This is a genomic window from Haloleucobacter albus (assembly GCF_052492075.1).
Genome location: NZ_JBQWAS010000019.1, coordinates 59,296 through 82,604 on the forward strand (window position 1 = coordinate 59,296; position 23,309 = coordinate 82,604).

Sequence of the window (23,309 nt, forward strand, 5' to 3'; positions counted from 1 at the left end):
CTTCATGCGCGGGGGCTGAGATGGTGCTCCAGCATTTGTTTTCAGCCGCTTTTCCCCAGTTCACCCGATTGCGGGTCTCTGCCGTACCCTTGAAACAGGGGGATGGCGTCTCCATCTTGGGAAAGAATTATCCGGTCTCCGTGCTCGGACCTCATGCGGCCCGCGGCATTTGTCGCCTCAGCATTGAAAATCCGTTCCGGTATCCGGCTGCGTGCCCGCGCGGCAGCGTTTTCGCGCGTGCACCTCAAGAAAGGATTGGGTTATGACGAGCCAGAAGCCGCGCCCTCCGCTCGTTGCCGGTGTGTCGCAGACTTACCCGGTGCTCCCCCTGCGGGACATCGTGGTTTTCCCTCACATGATTGTTCCCCTCTTTGTGGGGCGTGAGAAGTCCATTCACGCTCTGGAAGAGGTGATGCGCGGCGACTCCTATATTCTGCTCGCCACGCAGGAAAATGCGTCGGATGATGATCCGGCTCCAGAGGCGATCCATAGCGCCGGAACTCTGGCGACTGTTCTCCAGTTGCTGAAGCTGCCTGATGGCACTGTGAAGGTGCTGGTGGAAGGCGTGGGCCGCGCTCGTGTCTCCCGCTTCACCGAGCGCACCGATATCTATGAAGCTGAAGCTGTCACGCTTGAGGAAGATCTTGGCGATCTCGTCGAAGGTGAGGCTCTGGCCCGCTCGGTTGTCACCGAGTTCGAAAATTATGTGAAGCTGAACAAGAAGGTCTCACCAGAGGTGGTTGGGGTCGTCGGTCAGATCGACGATCATTCCAAGCTGGCTGATACCATTGCTTCGCATCTTGCGGTGAAGATCACCGACAAGCAGGCCGTGCTGGAAACCGTGAAGGTTTCGGACCGTCTGGAGAAGGTTCTGGGCCTCATGGAGAGCGAAATCTCCGTGTTGCAGGTGGAAAAGCGCATCCGCAGCCGCGTGAAGCGGCAGATGGAGAAGACCCAGCGCGAGTATTATCTGAATGAGCAGATGAAGGCCATTCAGAAAGAACTCGGCGACGAGGATGGCAAGGACGACCTGCAAGAGCTGGAAGACCGGATCAAGCGCACCAAGCTGACAAAGGATGCGCGAGAGAAGGCGCAGCATGAGCTGAAGAAGCTGCGTCAGATGTCTCCCATGTCGGCGGAAGCCACTGTGGTGCGCAATTATCTGGATTGGCTGCTCTCCATTCCGTGGGGCGTGAAGAGCAAGATCAAGAAGGATCTGAACTACGCGCAGCAGGTGCTTGATACCGATCATTACGGCCTGGACAAGGTGAAGGATCGTATCGTCGAATATCTGGCGGTGCAGAGCCGCGCCAACAAGCTGACGGGTCCGGTGCTGTGCCTTGTTGGCCCTCCCGGCGTGGGCAAGACTTCGCTCGGCAAGTCCATCGCCAGGGCGACGGGGCGTGAATTCGTGCGTGTGGCTCTTGGCGGTGTCCGGGACGAGGCTGAGATTCGCGGCCACCGGCGCACCTATATCGGCTCCATGCCGGGCAAGATCATTCAGTCCATGCGCAAAGCCAAGAAGTCCAACCCGCTGTTCCTGCTGGATGAGATTGACAAGATGGGCGCGGATTTCCGCGGCGATCCTTCTTCGGCCCTGCTGGAGGTGCTTGATCCCGAGCAGAACCAGAGCTTCGCGGACCACTATCTGGAGGTCGATTATGACCTCTCGAACGTGATGTTCGTAACCACGGCGAACACGATGAACATTCCGCCGGCCCTTCTGGACCGTATGGAAGTCATCCGCATCGCAGGTTACACCGAGGATGAAAAGGCTGAGATTGCCCGCAAGCATCTCATCCCCAATGCGGTGCAGAAGCATGGGCTGACGGCGAAGGAATGGTCGATCGACGATGATGCCCTGATGACCGTTATCCGCCGTTACACCCGCGAGGCTGGCGTGCGTAACTTGGAGCGCGAGATTTCGACACTGGCCCGCAAGGCCGTGAAGGAACTGGTGTTGACCGAGAAAAAGTCGGTTGAGGTGACGAATGCCAATATCGAGGATTTCCTCGGTGTGCCGCGTTATCGCTTCGGTGAGATTGAGCGGGAAGATCAGGTGGGTGTGGTTACTGGCCTGGCATGGACCGAGGTGGGCGGTGAACTGCTGACCATTGAAGGCCTCATGATGCCCGGCAAGGGCAAGATGACGGTGACCGGGAACCTGAAGGATGTGATGAAGGAATCCATCTCCGCAGCGGCGTCTTATGTGCGCTCGCGGGCCGTGGATTTCGGGATTGAGCCGCCGCTGTTCGAGCGTCGTGATATCCACGTTCACGTACCGGAAGGGGCAACCCCGAAGGATGGTCCTTCGGCCGGTGTGGCCATGGCCACTGCTATCGTTTCGGTGATGACGGGCATTCCGGTGCGGCGCGATGTGGCCATGACGGGTGAAATCACCCTGCGTGGTCGGGTTCTGCCCATTGGCGGCCTGAAGGAAAAGCTGCTTGCGGCCCTGCGTGGCGGCATCAAGACCGTTCTTATCCCTGAGGAAAATGCGAAGGATCTGGCGGATATTCCCGCGAATGTGAAAAACGCGCTGGAGATCATCCCGGTCAATCGCATGGATGAGGTGTTGCACAACGCACTTGTGCGCCATCCCGAACCCATCACCTGGGAAGAAAAACCCGTCAGCGCCCCGGCAGGGGGCGAAGACAGTTCTGGTGTTGTGGCGCACTGAAGCGTTTTTTGAAGCCGGAAAATGAAAAGGGCGGTGCTGGAATGGTGCCGCCCTTTTCTTATGAGCGCTTGCAGTGCAGAAATCGTGCATTGGTGCGGGTTTGTCGCCGATCGAGCTTGCAAAAGCCGCATTTTCCATGATTCTCGCGGCGATCGAAGGAGTTCCAACTCTGGACGATTCGCATTTTGATAATGGAAGGGAATGGTCAGATGACCACCAAGAACGAACTGATCGCTGCGGTGGCCGAAGAGGCCAAGCTGACCAAGACGGCTGCTGCGGCTGCTGTTGACGCGACCTTCGACATCATCGCCCGTGCGTTGCAGCAGGGTGAGGAAGTCAAGCTCATCGGCTTTGGCAGCTTCTCGGTGGTGACGCGCGCTGCGCGCGAGGGCCGCAACCCGCGCACTGGCATGCCGGTGACGATCAGCGCGTCCAAGGCGCCCAAGTTCACGCCTGGCAAGGGCTTGAAGGAAGCTGTCAACAACAGCTGAGGCCTTTCCGGGTGCCGTGCGGCATGTGCGGTGCCCGGTATTGCTGAAGGGGGAGCGGGAATGCCGCCCCTTCTTCTTTCCTGCTTGTGAGGGTTTCCCGGTTTCCTCCACAGCAGAAGATATTTGCGCAGCTCATGCCCCTTGCTCTTGGCGCAAGAGGGTGCTTTAAGCGCCTCACATATTACATATGGGCGGTTAGCTCAGCTGGTAGAGCATCTCGTTTACACCGAGAGGGTCGGCGGTTCGAACCCGTCACCGCCCACCATGTTTTTCAAGGGTTTAGATAGTGCGGCCCTAAATGCGGGGCCAGTTATGCCGACAGATTGCCCCATTTCGGTGCGCCTTTCGCGCATCCTATCTCTGAAATTATAGGCAGCCCTGTTTCAGCAGCATTCTGCTGAAGATCTGGCTCTACCGGTCATCGGTCACTTTCCAGCTCCGTGTCGCCACATGCCCCTGTGTAGAGGGGCGTGGTGGTGTGGATGGAGCACGCCTGTGTCCACGCAGCAGTTTGTTCTGCCTGCCTGTTTGTTGGGTTGTTGATGTGGGAACCGGCATTGCTGGATGCCGCCTGATTTCTCTCCGCAGGAGGATTCTGCAAATCAGATGCCCCGTTTATTTTTGCGGCGCGCCTGTTTTTGTTGGGCGGCTTTTCTGAAAAGGAAGGGGATGGAAAAACCCAGGCGGGTCGTTTTATTGGATAAAAAATCATTGAATATCAATTACTTGACATTTTTTCGCGCTGTTTCTCAGGAATGTCAAAATAAGATATCCACAGCTCGATATAGTCTTCTGCTCCAGCCTGCTTGACGGGTGAAAGAGGGTGCTTTAGATACAGCCTCACTCCGGCGGCGGACAACACCGAAACGCCGAACGGGGGTGTAGCTCAGTTGGTTAGAGCGCCGGCCTGTCACGCCGGAGGTCGCGGGTTCGAGCCCCGTCACTCCCGCCACTCTTTCTTCAGAGAGTCTTCTCCAAAAATTGAGACTGAAGTTGCAGTGAGAAGAAATCTCACGCGATGCCCATCCTCCAAAGTCTTCTGTGCCATGTGTGCCGCTTTCTTCGCATAAGCGTTGGCGCGTTGCATTCCCGTGAACGCATCTGCACGGGCGTCATGCGCGCAACTCGCGCAAAAGTCGTGAGGCGTGGAGATGCCGTGGATAGATTGCACAACACAGGCTGTGACTCTTGATTGAGGTCAAGCGCTTGGCCAGTGTAACCGCCTAAAGTGGTTTTCTGTTCAAGGAGGATAGGACATGTCCAACACCCCGCATACTCTGGGTGAAGAGTTTCCCGGTCAGCTGGAGGCGATCCATGCGCTGAAGGCGAAGGATGCGCATTTTGCGGGTATCCTCGATGAGTATGATGCAGTGAACGATCAGATTCATCGTGCGGAAAACCGGATCGACACCATCACCGAGGAAGCTGAAGCAGCGCTGCGCAAGCGTCGTCTGGCGCTGAAGGATCAGATTGCGACGACCTTGGCCAAGGCTGGCTGAGCGCTTCTGTAGACGGCCGATATTCATGATAAGCCGCCCCTCTGGGGCGGCTTTTTCATGTCCGCTCCAGAGGTTGAGATGGTCGCCAGCCAGATCGTCCTGCCTAAAAGCCAAATGGCCCCGTCTGCATGCCTTGTTTCTGGAACAGGGAGGGCATGCAGACGGGGCCATGAATGGGCGGTCTTTTGTTTGAGGCGGGTCCGACGTCGTGGTTCTGAAATATCAGGCGGTGGCACCCACGCGGCGACGGGCGGCAGTCAGGGTGTTTTGAAGCAGGCAGGCAATGGTCATGGGGCCGACGCCGCCGGGTACGGGAGTGATGGCGCCAGCCAGGACTTTCGCCTCATCAAATGCCACATCGCCGACAAGCCGGCCCTTGTTGGCTCCTTCGGAGGGCGGCAGGCGGTTGATGCCGACATCAATGACGATGGCACCAGGCTTAATCCAATCACCCTTCACCAGTTCAGGCACGCCCACTGCGGCAACCAGAATATCTGCCGAGCGGCACATTGCAGGCAGGTCCTTCGTGCGGGAATGCGCCATGGTCACCGTGGCATTTGCGGCAAGAAGCATCTGCGCAATGGGCTTGCCAACCAGAACGGAGCGGCCAATCACCACCGCATGAAGACCGCTGAGATCCTTTTGCACGCTTTCGATCAAAAGCATGGAGCCCAGAGGCGTGCAGGGGGCAAGGCCGGGCAGGCCAGCCATGAGGCGGCCGGCATTTTCCGGGTGGAGGCCATCAACATCCTTGGCCGGGTCAATTGCCTGGATCACTTTCCCTGAATCGATATGGCGGGGCACGGGAAGTTGCACCAGAATGCCATCAACAAGGTCATCCTCATTCAGCTTCTGCACCAGCGCCAGCAGATCAGCTTCGGAGGTCTCCGCCGGGAGGCGGTGCTCAAAGCTGCTCATCTCGGCCTCACGGGTGAGGCGCACCTTGGAGCCGACATAGACTTCGCTCGCCGGATCATTCCCCACCAGCACCACGGCCAGTCCCGGTCGGCGGCCATATTTGCCGGTGAAGGCGATGGCATCTTTCGCCACATCTGCGCGCAGGGCTGCGGCAACGGCTTTGCCGTCAATGATGGTCGTCATGGAAGGGGCCTCATTCTGATTCTGCGACATGCTTCGCGGTCGATAAAAGATCTGAGAGGATATGCGGGGCAGACGCCACGCGGCCGGCTCAACAGCCCGGCGCATCATGACGGAAGCCGGGGGCATCTTTGTGCTTCAGCCCGGTTGGATCGGTCGGCAGCAGGCGGCAAGGCTGAAGCCACCCGGATGGCGCGAGATGAGTGGCGCCATCCGGAATCTTGTGAGGCAGGACAGAAAGGGCGGTGCTGGTTGAGGTCAGCCCGCCTTTTTCAGGCCGAACTCGGCGGCGCTCTCCGCCAGCCAGTGCCAGAAGCTTTCCGCGAAGGAGCGGAATACGGCCATGTCATAGACAGGCGTCTCTTCCGGCGTTTCCCCCGGCTCCTGCCAAAGAATGACACCGATATGGGAGGCCAGCGTCACGGCCGCATCATCCGGCCTGAAGGCGTTGGGGTGCAGATCCACCGGCACGCCTTTGGCCAGAACAGAGCGGGCGGCCGGGCCGGACAGGCGCACCACGCCATAGCCGGAAGACTGGTCTGCTACAGAGGCAAAGCCGGAAAGTTTCGCCGTGAGATCTTTTGCGAAAGCCCAGCCGCCACCTTCCTGTAGGGCCAGCCAGCTATCCGGTCCGGTGCCCACCAGAACCAGCTCATGGCTGCGGGAGACTTTTGCGCCATCGCGCAGGTTCAGCCCGTAATGGGCGGCAAGGGCAGCCTTCAGCGCCTCCAGCTTACCCTTGCGCACGGTCACGGTGGCGAGGCCCAGTCCGGTGCGTTCGCTGATGATGGCAGCGCCGGTTGCGGAGAAATGCGCCCGGCCAATGGCTCCGGCAAAGGCGGAGATGGGGGCGAGTGGGGTGATGATATTCTCAGCCATGGAGCTTGCTTCCTTCAGGATCAAGAAAGACGGGGGAGCACAGCTCCACTTCCACCTCGGTATTGCGCAGCAGATCCACCACCCGCATACGCTCGCCAATGCGTTCCGGCCCGCGTTTCACCAGCGCCAGCGCCAGCCAGCTTTTCAGGTTGGGGGAATATGTGACGGAGGTGACATAGCCCTGATCGTTCGCGGTGGTCGGGGTGGCGTTCTTTGCCAGAAGATGCGCACCACCCACCAGAGGCTTGCCGCCTTCCACCGGGCGCAGGCCCACAAGCCGCTGGCGGTTCGGCTCGACCATGGCTTCGCGATAGGCCAGCGCCTTGCCGATGAAATCCTTCTTCGTGGACATCATGCGGCCCAGGCCAACATCTTCCGCGGTGGTGCCAACCATTTCCGGCCCGCCCACATGGCCCTTCTCGATACGCATGACGCCGAGCGCCTCGGTGCCATAGAAGCAGGCCCCCAGAGGTTGGCCAGCGGCCTGAAGCGCACGCGAGAGCGCCTCGCCATAATTGGCTGGCACGGCGATTTCATAAGCCAGCTCGCCAGAGAAGGAGATGCGGAACAGACGCACCGGCACGCCGGCCCATTCAAATTCCGCCACGCCCATGAAGGGGAAAGCCTCGTTTGAAAGATCGAAGGCTTCTCCCAGCAGCTTCTGCAACAGCTCACGCGAGCGGGGGCCTGCAACCGCATATTGCGCCCAGGCTTCGGAGATGGAGGCGATCTGCACATCCAGCTCCGGCCATAGCACCTGAGCGCAATAGTTCAGATGCTTCATGATGCGGCCGGCATTGGCCGTGGTGGTGGAGACGACGAACTGCTCCTCGCCGAAGCGCGCCACCGTGCCATCATCCAGAATGAAGCCATCTTCACGCAGCATCACGCCATAGCGGGCCTTGCCCACGGGTAGCTTGGCGAAGGCGTTGATATAGACACGGTTGAGGAATTCAGCCGCATCCGTGCCTTGCACGTCAATCTTGCCCAGCGTGGAGACATCACAGATGCCGGCGGCAGTGCGGGTGGTGGTGACCTCGCGGTTCACGCTGTCGCGCCACTCGCTTTCGCCGGGGCGGGCATACCATTGCGGACGCAGCCACTGCCCGGTTTCGATGAAGGTGGCGTTCAGCTCCTTCGCATGGGCATGGCCGGCAATATGGCGCGTGGGCTTGAATTCCATGCCCCGCGAATGGCCGGCAAATGCGCCGATGGCCACCGGAACAGAAGGTGCGCGGGCCACGGTGGTGCCCACCTGCATCATGGGCTTGCCCACCAGTTCGGCCATGATGGCATGGCCATTGATATTGGAGAGCTTGCCCTGATCCGTCGCCATGCCCAGCGTGGTGTAGCGCTTCAGCAGCTCAACGGAGCGGTAGCCTTCGCGATGGGCGAGGGTGATATCCGAAGCCGTCACATCGTGCTGGAAGTCCACAAATGCCTTCTTGCCTCCATCCACATGCCAGATGGGGGTGATGTGATAGTCTTCGTCTGGCGCCATGGCTGGCTCTCCGGCCGCAGCGTTGTGACCGCAGGCGGATGCTGACTCAAGCCCGGCCGAATGGCCACCACGCAGAGCCTCAGCGAGTGAGAACTCTCCTTGCGCCGCGCCCACCACCTGCATTCCGGCCGGCAGGCCTCCGGGCACGAAGGTGGCGAGTGCATCATTCCATACCGGCCGCGCCCCGGTATGGGTGGTGAGCGCCAGCATGGGGTTGAACCCGCCGGACATGGCCAGCACATCCGCGCTCACATTCTGCTTCGCGCCCTTTGCATCCGTAAAGATAACTTCGCTCAGGGCCTTGCCGCCATTGGTGGTGACAACGCGACCGCCGGCAATGATGTTCAGCCCAGCCGCCTTGCCGCGCAAGGAGAGCGCGGCATCTACATCCGCGCGGGTGTCGATGAGGGCGGAAATGTTCGCACCCGCCTGCACCATATCGAAGGCCGTGCGCCAGCCATTGTCATTGTTGGTGAAGATGGTCACCTGCTTACCGGCCAGCACGCCAAAACGGTTGGCATAGCTGCGCACGGCGGAGGCCATCATCACACCAGGCCGGTCATTGCCGGAGAAGACCAGAGGGCGCTCCAGAGCACCCGCCGCCAGAATGGAGCGTCGCGCCACAATCTGCCACAGGCGCTGGCGCGGCTGGTGCGCGGCTGGCTGGGGCAGATGGTCCGCTACCTTCTCGATAGCGCCATAGGTGCCGCTGTCATAGACGCCATAAACGGCGGTACGCGGCATCAGCGTGACATTCGGCAGGCTTTCCAGCTCGTTGAGCGTGGTGATGCGCCAGTCATTGGCATTCCGGCCGTCAATCTCATCGCCGCTTTCAGCCAGAAGGCGGCCGCCCAGGCGGAAATCCTCTTCGCACAGAATGACCCTTGCCCCGGAACGCCCGGCTGCAAGCGCTGCTGCAAGACCAGCCGGGCCGGAGCCGATGACCAGCACATCGCAGAAGGCGAAGGCCTTCTCATAGCTGTCCGGGTCCGGCAGGCCGGCGGAACGGCCAAGGCCGGCGGCCTTGCGGATGGAGGGCTCATACACCTTCTCCCAGAAGGCGGAGGGCCACTTGAAGGTCTTGTAATAGAAGCCGGCAACAAAGACGGGTGAGAACAGGCCGTTCACCGCGCCAATATCATTTTCAAGGCTGGGCCAGCGGTTTTGGCTCTGGGCGGAGAGGCCGTCGAACAACTCCACTGTGGTGGCCTTGCAGTTCGCCTCGCGCCGGGCACCTTCGCGCAGTTCCACCAGCGCATTCGGCTCTTCCGGGCCAGCTGTGAGGATACCGCGCGGGCGGTGATACTTGAAGGAGCGCGCCACGAGCTTCACGCCATTGGCCAGCAGGGCGGAGGCGAGCGTGTCGCCTTCATAGCCTGTCATGCGGCGGCCATCGAAGGCGAAGCTGAGGCTTTGGTTGCGGTCAATCTGGTGGAACTGAGCTGCTGCGCCAGCGATGCGGTGGGTCTGGGTCATCACACAGCCTCCTTGGTGACAGGGGTGGCGCGCACAAGGCGGACGTCATGGATCTCGTGGGTCTTGGTGTCGCGCTCCACCAGAAGCCAGGAGCGGCAGCCATTATCGTGATACCAGTAGCCCTTGTGTCGACCCATGGGGTTGGTGCGCAGATAGGTGCGCTCAAACACATCACCTGTGGCTTCGGCATCACCCAGATAGGTGAATTCACGCAGATCACGGGATCCGCAATATGGGCATGGAATGCGCATGATGATCTCTCGCAGTCTGGTGGTTCAGTGAAGGTTTGGCTGGGCGCCCTGCGCCTTCTCGTCGATCATTGCGCCACGCGCGAAGCGATCGAGCCTGTAGGCGGCGGCCTCAGGGGCGGGCTGGCCGGTGGCGATGAGGTGGGCGAAGCAATAGCCGGAGGCGGGCGTGGCCTTGAAGCCGCCATAGCACCAGCCGGCATTCATGAAGAGCCCTTCAACCGGGGAGTGGTCGATGATGGGCGAGCCGTCCATTGACATATCCATGATGCCGCCCCAGGAGCGCAGCATGCGGATACGGCCAATGGCCGGCATCAGCGCCATGCCCCCTTCGCATACATCTTCTACCGTGGGCAGGTTGCCGCGCTGGGCGTAAGAGTTGTAGCCGTCAATATCGCCGCCAAACACAAGGCCGCCCTTGTCGGATTGCGACACATAGAAATGCCCCGCCCCAAAGGTGACGACCGTATCCAGCAGCGGCTTGATCGCTTCGGTCACAAAAGCCTGAAGGGCGTGGCTTTCGATGGGCAGGCGCAGGTCCGCCATCGCCGCGACGCGGGAGGAATTGCCCGCCACCGCCATACCCACCTTGCCGGCCCGGATGGAGCCGCGCGTGGTTTCCACGCCGGTGATGGCACCCTTGGCATCGCGGATAAAGCCGGTGACTTCGCAATTCTGGATGATATCCACCCCGCGCCGGTCTGCCGCGCGGGCATAGCCCCACACCACGGCATCATGCCGGGCGGTGCCGCCGCGACGCTGGATGAGCCCGCCCTTGATGGGAAAGCGGGCATTGTCATAGGCGAGGAAGGGCACCATCTGCTTCACCTGTTCCAGCGAGAGCAGTTCGGCATCAATGCCTTCAAGGCGCATGGCGTTGCCCCGGCGCACGAAAGCGTCGCGCTGGGCATCGGAATGGATGAGGTTCAGAACCCCGCGCTGGGAGACCATGGTGTTGTAGTTGAGATCCTGCTCCATGGTTTCCCACAGCTTCATGGACAGCTCATAGAAAGCAGAATTGCCCGGCAGCATGTAGTTGGAGCGGATAATGGTGGTGTTGCGGCCCGCATTGCCGGAGCCGATCCAGCCCTTTTCAATCACCGCGACATTGGTGATGCCGTGGTTCTTGGCCAGATAATAAGCCGTGGCGAGGCCATGGCCGCCGCCACCAATAATCACCACATCATAAGTGGATTTGGGGGCTGCATCGCGCCAAGCCGGCTTCCAGGAGCGGTGGCCGGAGAGGGCGTTGGCGGCAAGGGAAAGAAAATTGTAGCGCATGGGAAGCCGGCAGCCTCTCTAAACGAGCCGGATAAAACCGGCGTTGTTTTGAGCATGATGCAATTTCAGGCACGCACTTGCCTCAAGGCGACGTTTGGTTGATCTTCAGCGTCATGATGCGGAAAGTTTCAAAAATCGGTTTTGTCCTGCTGCCGGGCTTCGCGCTGATGTCCTACGCCTCGGCGCTGGAGCCGTTGCGCGCGGCCAATATCATTGCCGGGGCCGAGCTTTATGGCTGGCGGCATCTCTCGGTGGATGGCGCCCCGGTGGGGGCTTCCAACCGGCTGCTGATGGCGGTGGATGGCACGCTGGATGATCTGGAGGGGCTGGACACCATCATTGTCTGCGCCGGGGGCAATCCGGCGGTATTTGATGATGCGCGCCTGTGGCATGGCCTGCGCTCCATGGCGCGGCGGGGGCTGACGCTGGGCGGAGTTTCCGCCGGGCCTTATCTGCTGGCCCGTGCCGGCGTGCTGGATGGATACAGGGCCACGGTGCACTGGGAACATGCGGCGGCCTTTGCCGAGCAGTTCAGAAAGGTGGATCTGCGCTCATCGCTGTTCGAGGTCGACCGGAACCGTCTCACTTGTGCGGGTGGCGTCGCGGCGCTGGACATGATGCACCATGTGATTGGCGAAGCACATGGCTTCGCTCTGGCGCGTGCGGTGGGAGACTGGTTTCTGCAAGCTCATGTGCGCCCCGGTGAAGGCGGCCAAAGGCTGGGCTTGCCAGAGCGGTTGGGGGTGCGCAATGCACGGTTGGAGCGCATCATTGACCTGATGGAAGGCCGTATCGAAACGCCAGCCAGCCGTGAGGAGTTGGCCGAGAGCGCAGGTGTTTCCCTGCGCCAGTTGGATCGGCTGTTTGCCGAGCATATAGGCGTCGGTGCGGAGGCTTATTATCAGAGTATTCGCCTGACACGTGCGCGGGAATTGCTGCGCCAGACCAATCTTCCGGTGACGGAAATCGCCGTGGCGACAGGTTTCGCCAGCGCCAGCCATTTTTCACGCGCCTATCGCCGCAAATATGCCTGCTCCCCCCGGCAGGAGCGACAATAAGTACGAAGCCAGAACAATGCCGGCCCGTGGGCCGACATTGCAGGCAGCTTCAATCCTTGCGCCAAATCAGGAGCGCGGGCGCTCCTTTTTGGGGTCGTAATGGGGAAAGGCCGAAACGGTGGCGGCCAGCCGTTTGATGTGTCCATCCAGCCGGCCCACCTCAACAGCCGTTCCGGGCGTGGCGTGGGCCACATCCATCCGGGCAAGGGCGATCCATTGCCCATCCCGCGGGCTGCGCATGGCCGAGCAGACCTCGCCGACCTGAGCCCGGCCGATGCGAATGCAATCGCCATGGCTGATGGCTTCCTGTCCATCCATTAGCAGGCCAACAAATTTGCGGGCCGGATGCTCCTTCCGGCGCAGCAGGGCTTCGCGACCGACAAAATCACTGGTCTTGGATTTGAGCGGCACAGTAAAGCCAATTCCGGCCTCGAACGGGTCAGTCTGATCGGAGAAGTCATAGCCGGCAAAAACAAGGCCAGCCTCGATGCGCACCAGATCCAGCCCGGCCAGGCCCATGGGTTTGATACCCAGAGGCCGGCCAGCCGCCCAAACTGCATCGAACACGGCTGCGCCATCCTTTGGATGGCAAAAGATTTCATACCCCAGTTCACCCGTATAGCCGGTGCGGGAGACCACGACAGGCACGCCATGCTCACCGCCAATGCGCCCCACCGTGAAGCGGAACCAGCCCAGCTCTTCCAGTGCAGCCTGGTGCGGCGGGGTCCAGATGATCTGCTTCATCAGTTCGCGTGATTTGGGGCCCTGCACGGCAATATTGTGCATCTGGTCCGTGGAAGAGCGGATGCTGACATTGAGGCCAAGGCGTGCTGCCTCTTCCCGCATCCACACGCCGCCTTCATCGCTGCCGCCGATCCAGCGGAAGTTCTGCGGACCGAGGCGGAACAGCGTGCCATCGTCTATCATGCCGCCATGGGGGTAGCACATGGCCGAATAGACCACCTGTCCATGGCCCAGCTTGCTGACATCACGGGTGAGCACCCAGTTCAGCAGGGCTTCGGCATCGGGGCCTGTCACCTCGAACTTGCGCAGGGCGGAGAGGTCCATCACCACGACGCCTTCGCGGCAGGCCCAGTAGCTCTCAACCGGATCACATCCGGGGAAGCTGTTGGGCAGCCAGAAGCCGCGATACTCGACAAAATCACGGGTGAGTTCTGAGAATTTCTGATGGAAAGCGGTTTCGCGCGTCATGATGGGCTCGGCATCAGGGGTCGGGCGCCATGCGCTGGCACGCTGGAAGCGTTCGCCCGCCGCATAGGTGCGCACGTGAATATCCGTGGGGTTCCAGCCATTGGCTGCGGAAGTGTCATCGGGGCAGGCGGATGAGACGCAGACAAGATCTGTCAGCGCCCGCATCAGCACATAATCTCCGGGGCGGGACCATGGCTCATCGGCATAGAGCACGCCATGGGCATCCAGCCCGGTATTGAAGAAGAAGTTCGTGGCCATCCAGCCGGCCCGTGGCGGAATGCCGTGGGTAGCCAGCGCGCCGTTGAAATTGTCGGTGCAGTTGGCGTGTCCGGGATAGCCCAGATCATCATAATATTTGGCTGAACAGGCCGTGGCGAAGGAATCATGCCGCCCGCACGTATCCTGTATCACTTCCACCAGCGCCTGATTGTCCTGATCGTAATATTTCGCATGCAGGCCGGGCATGGGGTAATTGTGGTGCAAAATGGTGCGGGTGCTGGTGACATCCAGCGGATTGAACAGGCCGCGCTCCACCTTTCTGGCGTCAAAACACTGGAAATCGGTGCACTGGCGGCCATCCACATCAATGATCTGGATGTAGTCACCAGCCTTGACCAGATAGGATTCAGCCGTGGCGGATTTCACCCGCAGATCCAGCATGGGGTCCGCGAGCGGGTCGGGCAGGGCGAAGCTGCCGGCCGGACGGGCCATGGCGCGGGTGATGTAAAGGGTGAGGGGCGTGGCGGCATTCTGCGCCTCGAAATCCATCACATCGCCGGGGGCCGCAACCACCAGCCAGCATGTCTCCTGCGCCGTGGCGTCGGCCGTTTCGCCAACAGTGCTGCCGGCATCAAACAGATGGGCCGCGCGGGCATCCGCAAGCCGGATATTGCGGGCGCCCAGCCCTGCGGCCAGGCGGTTGAGCCCCGGCAAGCCGGAAGACAGAAGAGCGCAGAGCCCTTCCGCCGGGCCGCCAGCCTCCAGCCCCAGAAGGCCAACATCCACCTGCCCATCGGGGCGGGCGGCCAGCACTTCACAGCGCTGGCCTCCTTCATCATTGATGAGGGTGATGCGGTCTCCGGCATGGAGCTGCACCATGATGGCCCCTGCCGCTGGCACGCGATAGCGCTCCTGCGTTGGCGAAAGGCCATAGGCCGTAACCCGCCGGGCATGACTGGCCCGCGGCGGACCGGGATGAAAAAGGCCCATTGGGGTCGTCTCGGACATCCATACCTCCATGAGGTCACGGCAGGCCCGCCCATGGCCGACTCAGCACGGGCGGATGCAGGAGGGGGTTCAGTTTTGAAGATAGGCTTCCATGGAATCGTCCAGCGCATCCTTCCACGGGGTGTGGTGGAGCGGGGCCATGGTGCCGGTGATGACCGACTGGTAGGAGTTATTGCGGAAGCCCATAATGTCCTCGGCCTTGTGCTTCTTCCACTTGCAAAAGGCCTCGCAGGCTCCATCGACATCAAAGGACGGATAATCCGTTTCCGCAATCAGTTCCTTCACGTAATCCCCTTGATACTTGATGGCGTATTTCACCTCGTCGGAAGCCTCCTCGCGGGCCTCCCGTTCCCGCACATCCGCCAGCAGCACTTCCTTCTCGGCGGGGATCTTGATGCGGCCGAGAATGATGTCACGCACATACCAGGCCTGAGCATCGAACATGTTGAAGGTGAACCACTGGTCCTGCATGCCCAGATAGAACAGCTTCGTATTGTTCACCCACACCACGCCCTTGTAGAGATCGGCAGTGGCGAGGCGGTTGGCCGTCTTCAGGCGCAGATCATCCGGCAGAAAGGGGAAATAGTGCTTGTAGCCGGTGCACAGAATGATGGCGTCGATGTCCTTGGTGGAGCCGTCCCTGAAATGGGCTGTCCGGCCTTCCACCTTGACGAGAGCCTGCTTCTCTTCCCAGTTGGCGGGCCATTTGAAACCCATGGGGGCGGAGCGATAACAGGTGGTGACGCTGTTCGCCCCATATTTCCAGCACTGGGAGCCAATATCTTCCGCTGAGTAGGACGAGCCCATGAGCAGCACATCCTTGCCCGTAAATTCACGCGCATCGCGGAAGTCATGGGCATGGACAATGCGGCCGTTGAAATTGGCGAAACCTTCATATTCCGGCACATTCGGCGTAGAGAAATGGCCGGATGCGACAATCACATGGTCAAACCGTTCCTTGTAGACATGGTCTTCCACGAGATCATGGACGGTGATGGTGAAATCATCCGCATCCGCGTCATAATCGACATAACGCACCACGGTGGAGAAGCGGATCATATCGCGCACGCCGGCTTTCACCACACGGCCCTCAATATAATCAAACATCACGGCGCGGGGTGGGTAGGAAGCGATCTGCTTTCCGAAATGTTCTTCGAAGGAATAATCGGCGAACTCAAGACCTTCCTTCGGGCCATTGGTCCACAAATAACGATACATGGAGCAATGGACAGGCTCTCCATTTTCATCGAGCCCGGTGCGCCATGTGTAGTTCCACAAGCCTCCCCAGTTGGACTGCTTTTCAAAGCAGACAACTTCAGGAACTTCAGTTCCCTTCTGGGCGGCGGACTGGAAGGCCCGAAGCTGTGCGAGACCTGACGGACCCGCGCCGATGATGGCAACGCGCTTGGTCATATGCTCCATTCTCCTCAGTGGCATGGACCGATTTCGAGAATTGGTTCAATCCTGTGGACCAAGTAGGAATGGAATATATTTGCAGGTCAATATTATTCTTTAGCAGAAAATTATTTGATTCTTTTATCAGCATTCTGCTGCTTAAGAAGCAGTCGTCAGGTGAAAAACTGAGCGGCCTTTCATTCCTTGTGGTGATGTCAGTAACGGGTGCGATACCTCAGCGTTTGGCGGCGACCAGTTTTGAGGCAGAGGCCGATTCCTCTCCGATGACCTCCTGAAACGTAAAAACCCGCGCGCCGGGCCATATTGCAACTGCAATAGAGCCGGCACGCGGGCGCAGGGCACCACGATAAGGGGGGAGAGGTCAGCCCATGCGTTCGGAAGCGTAGCCGCCGGGGCTGGCGGGGAACACAACGGTACGGTCTGTATTCAGGAAGACGCGGTGGTGAATATGGGCATGAATGGCCCGCGCCAGCACTTGCGCTTCCACATCCCGGCCGATGGAGACATAATCCGCAGCGCTCTGCGCATGAGTGATGCGGGCGACATCCTGCTCGATGATCGGCCCTTCATCCAGATCTGCCGTCACATAATGCGCGGTAGCGCCAATCAACTTCACGCCGCGGCCATAGGCCTGCTTGTAGGGGTTCGCTCCTTTGAAGCTGGGCAGGAAGGAGTGATGGATATTGATGATGCGGCCGGACATGGTCTGGCACATCGCATCTGACAAGATCTGCATGTACCGGGCGAGAACGATCAGCTCGGCGCCTGTCTGGGCCACAACATCCATGATGCGGGCCTCGGCTTCAGGCTTGTTCGCCTTTGTGACATTGATATGGTAAAATGGTATGTCGTGGTTCACCACCAGCTTCTGATAATCCAGATGGTTGGAGACAACCGCCACGATATCAATGGGCAGTGCGCCAATCTTCCAGCGATAGAGCAGGTCATTGAGGCAATGGCCGAAGCGCGAGACCATGATGACGACCTTCATGCGCTTTGCGCTGTCATGGAAGGCGAAATCCATATCGAAAGCCGGGGCGATATCTGCAAAGCCCTCTTCGATCTCCTTCAGCGCTACGCTTTCCTGGGAGTTGAAGCCCACACGCATGAAAAAGCGGCTGGTATCGGCATCATCAAACTGGGCACTGTCGACGATATTGCAGCCTTTTTCGGCCAGGTAAGTGGAAATGGCGGCAACGATGCCCCGGCGGACGGGGCAGGTGACAGTCAGAACATATTGGCTCATGGGTGGGTTCCTGAAAGGCGCAAGCTGCCGGGTGATACGGGCTCGGATATGAAGGCCAGGCCATAGGCGACAAGGCCTCAGGGCGACGGGGCCTCTGGATGTGAGGCTTCCGGCAAGGCGGTTTGAGGCGCACACTTTGTGCCTGATGTGCGCATTGTGTGTCAGGAGAGGCGGGGCGCGCAAAAGTTGCTGCCAAGTTGAACTTCTTCTGGCTGGGGCATTCCCAAGAAGAGCAAGGCAGTTCGGGCGAGGTGTTCTCAGCCTCGCCCGGTGGTCTTCACACGTCCAGCGTGGTCTCGCGCTCCCAATCCGTGAAGTGATTGCAGAATCTCTGCCACTCGCCGGATTTCAGCTTGATGAAGGCGCTGGAAAAATCCTGTCCCATGGCATTCACCAGCCCTTCATCCTTCTCATATTCGCGCAGGGCGTCGAGGAGGTTGAGCGGCAGCTTGGGCGCACCTGTCACCTTGTGGCCTTCGCGATACATATCAATATCATAGTGCGGGCCAGGGTCGGCCTTGGTGCGGATGCCATCAAGGCCGGCGGCGATGACTACAGCCTGTAGCAGATAGGGATTCACCGCCCCATCAGGCAACCGCAGCTCAAAGCGGCCGGGGCCGGGCACGCGCACCATGTGGGTGCGGTTATTGCCGGTCCATGTCACCGAGTTGGGAGCCCAGGTTGCGCCGGATGTGGTGCGCGGAGCATTGATGCGCTTGTAGGAATTCACCGTGGGATTGGTGATGGCCGCCAGTGCCGAGGCATGCTTCATGATGCCGCCGAGGAAGTATTTGCCCTGCTCGGAGAGGCTAAAGGGCATGGACTTGTCGGCGAAAACATTGGCGGTGCCGTCAAGGTTCCACACCGAAATATGGACATGACAGCCATTGCCGGTGAGCCCCTGGAATGGCTTGGGCATGAAGGTAGCGCGCAGCCCGTGCTTCTCGGCGATGGACTTGACCATGAACTTGAAGAAGGAATGCTTGTCCGCCGTGGCGAGGGCGTCATCATATTCCCAGTTCATCTCAAACTGGCCATTGGCGTCTTCATGGTCGTTCTGGTAGGGCTTCCAGCCCAGCCCCAGCATGGCATCGCAAATTTCGGCAATCACATCGTAACGGCGCATCACCGCCTGCTGGTCGTAGCAGGGCTTTTCGTGGGTATCATGCGGGTCCGAAATGCGCTGGCCATCCGGTGTGGTGAGGAAGAATTCCGGCTCTACACCAGTTTTCACACGCAGGCCCTCGGCTGCGGCCTCTTCCACAAGGCGCTTCAGCACCACGCGGGGCGCTTGCTGGACAGGCTTGTTCTCCATCACACAATCCGCAGCGACCCAGGCTACGCCGGGCTTCCACGGTAGCGACAGCACAGAGGGGGCGTCCGGTACGGCGAACAGATCCGGGTGGGCCGGGGTCAGGTCCAGCCAGGTGGCGAAGCCGGCAAACCCTGCGCCGTTTTTCTGCATATCCGCAATAGCTTCTGCCGGGACCAGCTTGGCCCGCTGTCCACCGAGCAGGTCTGTATAGCTAATCATGAAATATTTGATGCCGTTTTCGGCGGCATAAGCAGACAGATCCATGGTCATGACGGCCCCTGCTCAATTGGCGTTGATGCGCTGTGTTCAAGGCAGTCTTCATCCGTCCCGCGCCGACAGTGCGTCGCAGGTGGTGAAGGGTTCAAAAAATCATTCCTGTGGCGCGCCTGAAAGATCAGGCGCTGAATCAGAAGAAACGCAAGTTTCGGGCCAACACGCGGTGTTTCAGGCCGGGCATGCCTGCCCTTTCTTCTGGAAGGACGGCGCGACCCTGTTATGGAACCGTGCCGTCTTGTGTTGGGCGGGTGTCGGTTCAGCAGAACCGAAAGGCTCTATCATGCGCCCGCCATGGCCCGGAGATGAGGCTCCCAGGGCCGAGAGGAAGGCGAGGGGATGGGCCCTTCGCCTGCCGTGTTTCACCCGGCTCAGAAGCCGTTCTTGCCGGGGATCCAGCTTGTGCCGGCCAGGGGCACCTGCGCCATGGCAGAGGCTTCCAGCGTGAGGGCCACGAGATCCTCCGGCTCCAGATTGTGGAGATCGTTATGGCCACAGGCGCGGGCGATGGTCTGAGCTTCCAGGGTCATCACCTTCAGATAATTGGCGAGACGCCGACCCGCGAGAACCGGGTCCAGATGCCTGGACAGTTCCGGGTCCTGCGTGGTGATGCCGGCCGGGTCCTTGCCCTCATGCCAGTCATCATATGCGCCGGCTGTGGTGTGCAGCTTCTGGTATTCGGCTTCCCAGTGCGGGTCATTGTCACCGAGGGCGACCAGAGCGGCCGTGCCGATGGCGACCGCATCCGCACCCAGCGCCAGCGCCTTGGCTACATCCGCACCCGAGCGAATGCCGCCGGAGACGATGAGTTGCACCTTGCGATGCATGCCCAGATCCTGAAGCGCCTGAACGGCAGGGCGAATACAGGCGAGAGTGGGCATACCCACATGCTCGATGAACACATCCTGGGTGGCGGCAGTGCCGCCCTGCATGCCATCCACCACGATGACATCTGCGCCTGCTTTTACCGCAAGGGCGGTGTCATAATAGGGGCGCGCACCACCCACCTTGATATAGATGGGCTTTTCCCAATCCGTGATCTCGCGCAGTTCGAGGATCTTGATTTCAAGATCATCAGGGCCGGTCCAGTCCGGGTGGCGGCAGGATGAGCGCTGGTCGATGCCCTTGGGCAGGGTGCGCATCTCGGCCACGCGATCGGAGATCTTCTGGCCCAGCAGCATGCCGCCGCCACCGGGCTTCGCGCCCTGGCCGATGACGATTTCGATCGCGTCCGCCCGGCGCAGATCCTTCGGGTTCATGCCATAGCGGGAGGGCAGATACTGGTAGACCAGCGTCTGTGAATGGCCGCGCTCCTCATCCGTCATGCCGCCATCACCGGTGGTGGTGGAGGTGCCGGCGATGGTGGCGCCGCGCCCCAGCGCCTCCTTGGCGGGGCCGGACAGGGCGCCGAAGCTCATGCCCGCAATGGTGATGGGGGTCGCCAGCGTAATGGGCTTCTTGGCGAAACGGGTGCCCAGAGTCACCGTAGTGTCGCACCGCTCACGATAGCCTTCCAGAGGGTAGCGCGACATGGACGCACCGAGGAAGAGCAGATCATCAAAGTGCGGAACCTTGCGCTTTGCGCCGCCGCCGCGAATATCATAGATGCCGGTGGCCGCAGCGCGCCGGATTTCCGCCATCGCATAGTCGTCAAAAGTGGCGGACTTGCGCGGGGGCGTAACGGGGTTGGAATAGCTCATGGCCGTTCTCCTGGCTCTTCACCGCGCTCAGTAGGCGTCTGCGTTGTCGATATTGAAGTTGTAGAGCTTGCGGGCGGAGCCGTAGCGCTTGAACTCTTCAGGCTTCACATGGGTGATGCCGGCCTTGGCGAGAAGATCCGCAAGGATTTCAAGATGCTCGGGCCGCATCTCCTTCTCGATGCAATCCGCACCCAGGCTTTTCACTGAGCCGCGCACGAACAGGCGGGCCTCATAGAGGCTGTCCCCCAGCGCATCACCGGCATCGCCGAGAACAACCAGATTGCCGGATTGCGCCATGAAGGCGGACATGTGGCCGATATTGCCAGCGACCACGATATTGATACCCTTCATCGAGATGCCGCAGCGTGAGGCCGCATTGCCCTTGATAACGAGCAGGCCGCCGCGCCCGGTGGCTCCGGCATATTGTGAGGCATCCCCCTCGATGGTGACCGTGCCGGACATCATGTTCTCGGCAACGCCGGGGCCGGCCGAACCATGAACGGTGACTGTGCCGCCATCATTCATGCCGGCGCAGTAATAGCCGACGGAACCCTGCACCTCGACGCAAAGCGGCCCCTTGATGCCCACGGCAACCGCATGGCTGCCGCGTGGATTGGTGACCTCGAATGCGGTTTCACTGCTGCCTTCCGGCACCGAGTGAAGCGCTTCGTTCAGCGCGCGCAGGGGCGTGGTGGAAAGGTTGAAGACAGGCATGGAAAAGCCCTTGTATTGGAATTTTATGGCTGCGCGGGCGGTTCAGGCGGCTTTGTCCTGGGCTGCCTTTTCATGATCCCAGAAATAGACCGTCGCCGGTTCGGGCTCCCACACGCGGGCCTTTTCAATGCCGGGCAGGCCGGCCAGGGCGCGATATTCCGAGCCGAAAGCCACATACTGGTCCGTCTCGGCCATCACGGCGGGCTTGCAGGCGATGGGATCGCGCAGCACGCCGAAGCCGGACTTGGTGCCCACCACGAAGGTGAAGAAACCGTCGAGATCATCCAGCGCGCTATCCAGCGCCTCACCCAGATCCTTGCCGCCATTCATCTGGTCGGTGAGATAGGCGGCGGCGACTTCGGAGTCGTTCTGGGTCTCGAACGACATGCCGCGCTTCACCAGTTCGCGCCGCAGATTGTTGTGGTTGGAGAGCGAACCATTATGCACCAGGCACTGATCTGCCCCGGTAGAGAAAGGGTGCGCGCCCATGGTGGTGACGGCGGATTCCGTCGCCATGCGAGTATGGCCGATGCCATGGCTGCCCGACATGGAGGCGATTTGGAAGCGCGCCACCACATCCTTGGGCAGGCCCACTTCCTTGAAGATTTCGACGCTTTCGCCCACGCCCATCACGCGGATGGAAGGGGAAATGCCGGCCAGCGCCGCGCGCACCTTATCCAACTTGTCAGCGGGCACGGTGAGCACGGCGTGGGTGCTCTTCGTTTCCACCGCTATCCCCGGAAAGCCTGCCGTGGCCAGCTTTTCAGCCAGATCAGCAAAATCAGTTTCAGGGGTGGGAGACTGGATGGTGATCTTGACCGTACCATCAGCCGCGCCGCCATAAATGGCGATGCCGGCGGAGTCTGGCCCGCGATCCGTCATGGTCACGAGCATCTCGGACAGAAGTGCGCCGAGCTTGGGCTCCAGCGCCTTGTCCTTCAGAAACAGCCCAACGATGCCGCACATGGGAGACATGCCTTTCGTCCGAGGAGTTGATGATTTTGATATGCCCCGGACGGGAAACAAATTCAACTGAAAAGAAACAAATATTCCTCTGTGGCATATATTTGCGCAGCCTGCTCAATTGCGCGCCGGTATTTGCCGAGATGCGAGGCAAAATGAGAGGCGGATGGTGTGGAAATTCAGGGCAGAAAACAAAAAGCCCGGCCTGCTGCATCAGCGGGCCGGGCATGAAAGCTGGTAAAGGGCGTGTGGTGTCTGTCCGCTTCCTGTTGAGGGGGCGCATCAGTCTGAATCGGAGCGGCCCTGCGGATAGCAGATGATGGAGAGGAAGGTTGCGGGCAGGGAGATCAGCTCGACGGGCCCGTGCGGCGCATCCGCATCAAAGAACAGGCTATCGCCCGCCTGCATATGATACTGGTTTTCATTGTGGCGATAGATCACCTCTCCATCCAGCATATAGATGAACTCCATGCCGGAATGCTGGAAGGTGGGAAATACATCGGAATCGTGGCTGAGGGTGATGAGGTAGGGTTCCACCGTTACGCCGCTGGTGTTGCCGCCAATATGGCCCAGCAGATTATATTGATGCCCGGCGCGCGTGCCGCGCCGTTCCATTTGCACGCCTTCTCCGGCCTTCACGAAGACAGCGCTACGGCTTTCCTCAAAGCCCTTGAACAGTGCCGTGATCGGCACTCCCAAGGCGCGGGAAAGGGTCTGCAAGGTGGTGAGAGAGGGGGAGATGTTGCCATTCTCGATTTTTGACAACATGCCCACGGAAAGCTCGGTGGCCGCAGCCAGCTCCGCCACGGTGATGCCCAGATTCTTGCGGAGCTGGCGCACCTCATAGCCAATGGCTGTTTCGAGATTGCTGACCTTTTTTTCCCGAACAGCGTGGGGGTTTTGTTGAAGTCTGGCCTTGGCTTCATCATCCATGGCTGTAGCTGACGCGTTGTTTTTTCGGGTTTTGGGCGCCCTGATGGCGTGACTGCTCATGGAGTATTCCTGTCGTGAATGAGGTCAGCCTAAAGCATT

At 60.2% G+C, this 23,309-nt stretch carries 17 protein-coding genes and 2 tRNA genes; 6 read left to right on the forward strand and 13 right to left on the reverse strand.

What is annotated here, in order from left to right:
* Nucleotides 1–262 precede the first annotated feature (262 nt).
* The 5 genes from lon to ACT6QH_RS03680 all read left to right on the forward strand — a co-directional run bounded on the left by lon (nucleotide 263) and on the right by ACT6QH_RS03680 (nucleotide 4,670).
* Complete coding sequence (lon, locus tag ACT6QH_RS03660) at nucleotides 263–2,680, forward strand: endopeptidase La (protein WP_444973457.1); 2,418 nt, start codon at nucleotides 263–265, stop codon at nucleotides 2,678–2,680.
* A gap of 209 nt (nucleotides 2,681–2,889) precedes the next feature.
* Nucleotides 2,890–3,171: an HU family DNA-binding protein gene (locus tag ACT6QH_RS03665; RefSeq protein WP_444973458.1), complete on the forward strand. Its 282-nt coding sequence runs from the start codon at nucleotides 2,890–2,892 to the stop codon at nucleotides 3,169–3,171.
* Nucleotides 3,172–3,360: 189 nt separating this feature from the next.
* Nucleotides 3,361–3,436, forward strand: a tRNA-Val gene (locus tag ACT6QH_RS03670).
* 610 nt (nucleotides 3,437–4,046) lie between these two features.
* A tRNA-Asp gene (locus ACT6QH_RS03675) sits at nucleotides 4,047–4,123 on the forward strand.
* A gap of 304 nt (nucleotides 4,124–4,427) precedes the next feature.
* On the forward strand, nucleotides 4,428–4,670 hold the full coding sequence (locus ACT6QH_RS03680; protein ID WP_444973459.1) for an HP1242/YdcH family protein: 243 nt from the start codon (nucleotides 4,428–4,430) through the stop codon (nucleotides 4,668–4,670).
* A gap of 222 nt (nucleotides 4,671–4,892) precedes the next feature.
* Here ACT6QH_RS03680 and folD read toward each other — a convergent pair whose 3' ends face one another.
* From folD to ACT6QH_RS03705, 5 genes are all read right to left on the reverse strand, one after another.
* On the reverse strand, nucleotides 4,893–5,771 hold the full coding sequence (gene folD / locus ACT6QH_RS03685) for a bifunctional methylenetetrahydrofolate dehydrogenase/methenyltetrahydrofolate cyclohydrolase FolD (protein WP_444973460.1): 879 nt from the start codon (nucleotides 5,769–5,771) through the stop codon (nucleotides 4,893–4,895).
* Nucleotides 5,772–6,026: 255 nt separating this feature from the next.
* On the reverse strand, nucleotides 6,027–6,647 hold the full coding sequence (locus tag ACT6QH_RS03690) for a sarcosine oxidase subunit gamma (protein ID WP_444973461.1): 621 nt from the start codon (nucleotides 6,645–6,647) through the stop codon (nucleotides 6,027–6,029).
* Nucleotides 6,640–9,624, reverse strand: coding sequence for a sarcosine oxidase subunit alpha family protein (locus ACT6QH_RS03695; protein WP_444973462.1), 2,985 nt, complete (start codon nucleotides 9,622–9,624; stop codon nucleotides 6,640–6,642). Before ACT6QH_RS03695 ends, ACT6QH_RS03690 begins: the two co-directional genes overlap by 8 nt.
* Nucleotides 9,624–9,875 carry a sarcosine oxidase subunit delta gene (locus ACT6QH_RS03700; protein WP_444973463.1) on the reverse strand — a complete coding sequence of 84 codons (252 nt, stop codon included), beginning with the start codon at nucleotides 9,873–9,875 and terminating at the stop codon, nucleotides 9,624–9,626. The genes ACT6QH_RS03695 and ACT6QH_RS03700 overlap by 1 nt, the downstream gene beginning before the upstream one ends.
* 24 nt (nucleotides 9,876–9,899) lie before the next feature.
* A complete protein-coding gene (locus tag ACT6QH_RS03705; protein WP_444973464.1) occupies nucleotides 9,900–11,153 on the reverse strand; it encodes a sarcosine oxidase subunit beta family protein in 1,254 nt (417 codons plus the stop codon).
* A 113-nt stretch (nucleotides 11,154–11,266) separates the two neighbouring features.
* On the opposite strand from ACT6QH_RS03705, the gene ACT6QH_RS03710 reads away from it, so the two are divergent.
* Nucleotides 11,267–12,211, forward strand: coding sequence for a GlxA family transcriptional regulator (locus ACT6QH_RS03710; RefSeq protein WP_444973465.1), 945 nt, complete (start codon nucleotides 11,267–11,269; stop codon nucleotides 12,209–12,211).
* Nucleotides 12,212–12,277: 66 nt separating this feature from the next.
* Here ACT6QH_RS03710 and ACT6QH_RS03715 read toward each other — a convergent pair whose 3' ends face one another.
* The 8 genes from ACT6QH_RS03715 to ACT6QH_RS03750 form a co-directional block, all read right to left on the reverse strand.
* Nucleotides 12,278–14,632 carry a trimethylamine N-oxide demethylase gene (locus ACT6QH_RS03715; protein WP_444973533.1) on the reverse strand — a complete coding sequence of 785 codons (2,355 nt, stop codon included), beginning with the start codon at nucleotides 14,630–14,632 and terminating at the stop codon, nucleotides 12,278–12,280.
* A gap of 87 nt (nucleotides 14,633–14,719) precedes the next feature.
* Nucleotides 14,720–16,063, reverse strand: coding sequence for a trimethylamine monooxygenase (locus ACT6QH_RS03720; RefSeq protein ID WP_444973466.1), 1,344 nt, complete (start codon nucleotides 16,061–16,063; stop codon nucleotides 14,720–14,722).
* Between the two features lie 364 nt (nucleotides 16,064–16,427).
* Nucleotides 16,428–17,312: a formyltetrahydrofolate deformylase gene (gene purU, locus ACT6QH_RS03725; protein ID WP_444973467.1), complete on the reverse strand. Its 885-nt coding sequence runs from the start codon at nucleotides 17,310–17,312 to the stop codon at nucleotides 16,428–16,430.
* A 277-nt stretch (nucleotides 17,313–17,589) separates the two neighbouring features.
* Nucleotides 17,590–18,897 carry a type III glutamate--ammonia ligase gene (gene glnT / locus ACT6QH_RS03730; protein WP_444973468.1) on the reverse strand — a complete coding sequence of 436 codons (1,308 nt, stop codon included), beginning with the start codon at nucleotides 18,895–18,897 and terminating at the stop codon, nucleotides 17,590–17,592.
* A gap of 374 nt (nucleotides 18,898–19,271) precedes the next feature.
* The gene (locus ACT6QH_RS03735) at nucleotides 19,272–20,600 is read right to left on the reverse strand and encodes an FMN-binding glutamate synthase family protein (protein WP_444973469.1); all 1,329 of its coding nucleotides are present in this window, start codon (nucleotides 20,598–20,600) and stop codon (nucleotides 19,272–19,274) included.
* A gap of 27 nt (nucleotides 20,601–20,627) precedes the next feature.
* A complete protein-coding gene (locus ACT6QH_RS03740) occupies nucleotides 20,628–21,314 on the reverse strand; it encodes a GltB/FmdC/FwdC-like GXGXG domain-containing protein (protein WP_444973470.1) in 687 nt (228 codons plus the stop codon).
* A 42-nt stretch (nucleotides 21,315–21,356) separates the two neighbouring features.
* Nucleotides 21,357–22,280 (reverse strand): class II glutamine amidotransferase, encoded by a 924-nt coding sequence (locus tag ACT6QH_RS03745; RefSeq protein ID WP_444973471.1) that lies wholly within the window; start codon nucleotides 22,278–22,280, stop codon nucleotides 21,357–21,359.
* 279 nt (nucleotides 22,281–22,559) lie between these two features.
* The gene (locus ACT6QH_RS03750; RefSeq protein ID WP_444973472.1) at nucleotides 22,560–23,210 is read right to left on the reverse strand and encodes a helix-turn-helix domain-containing protein; all 651 of its coding nucleotides are present in this window, start codon (nucleotides 23,208–23,210) and stop codon (nucleotides 22,560–22,562) included.
* Between the last annotated feature and the right edge of the window lie 99 nt (nucleotides 23,211–23,309).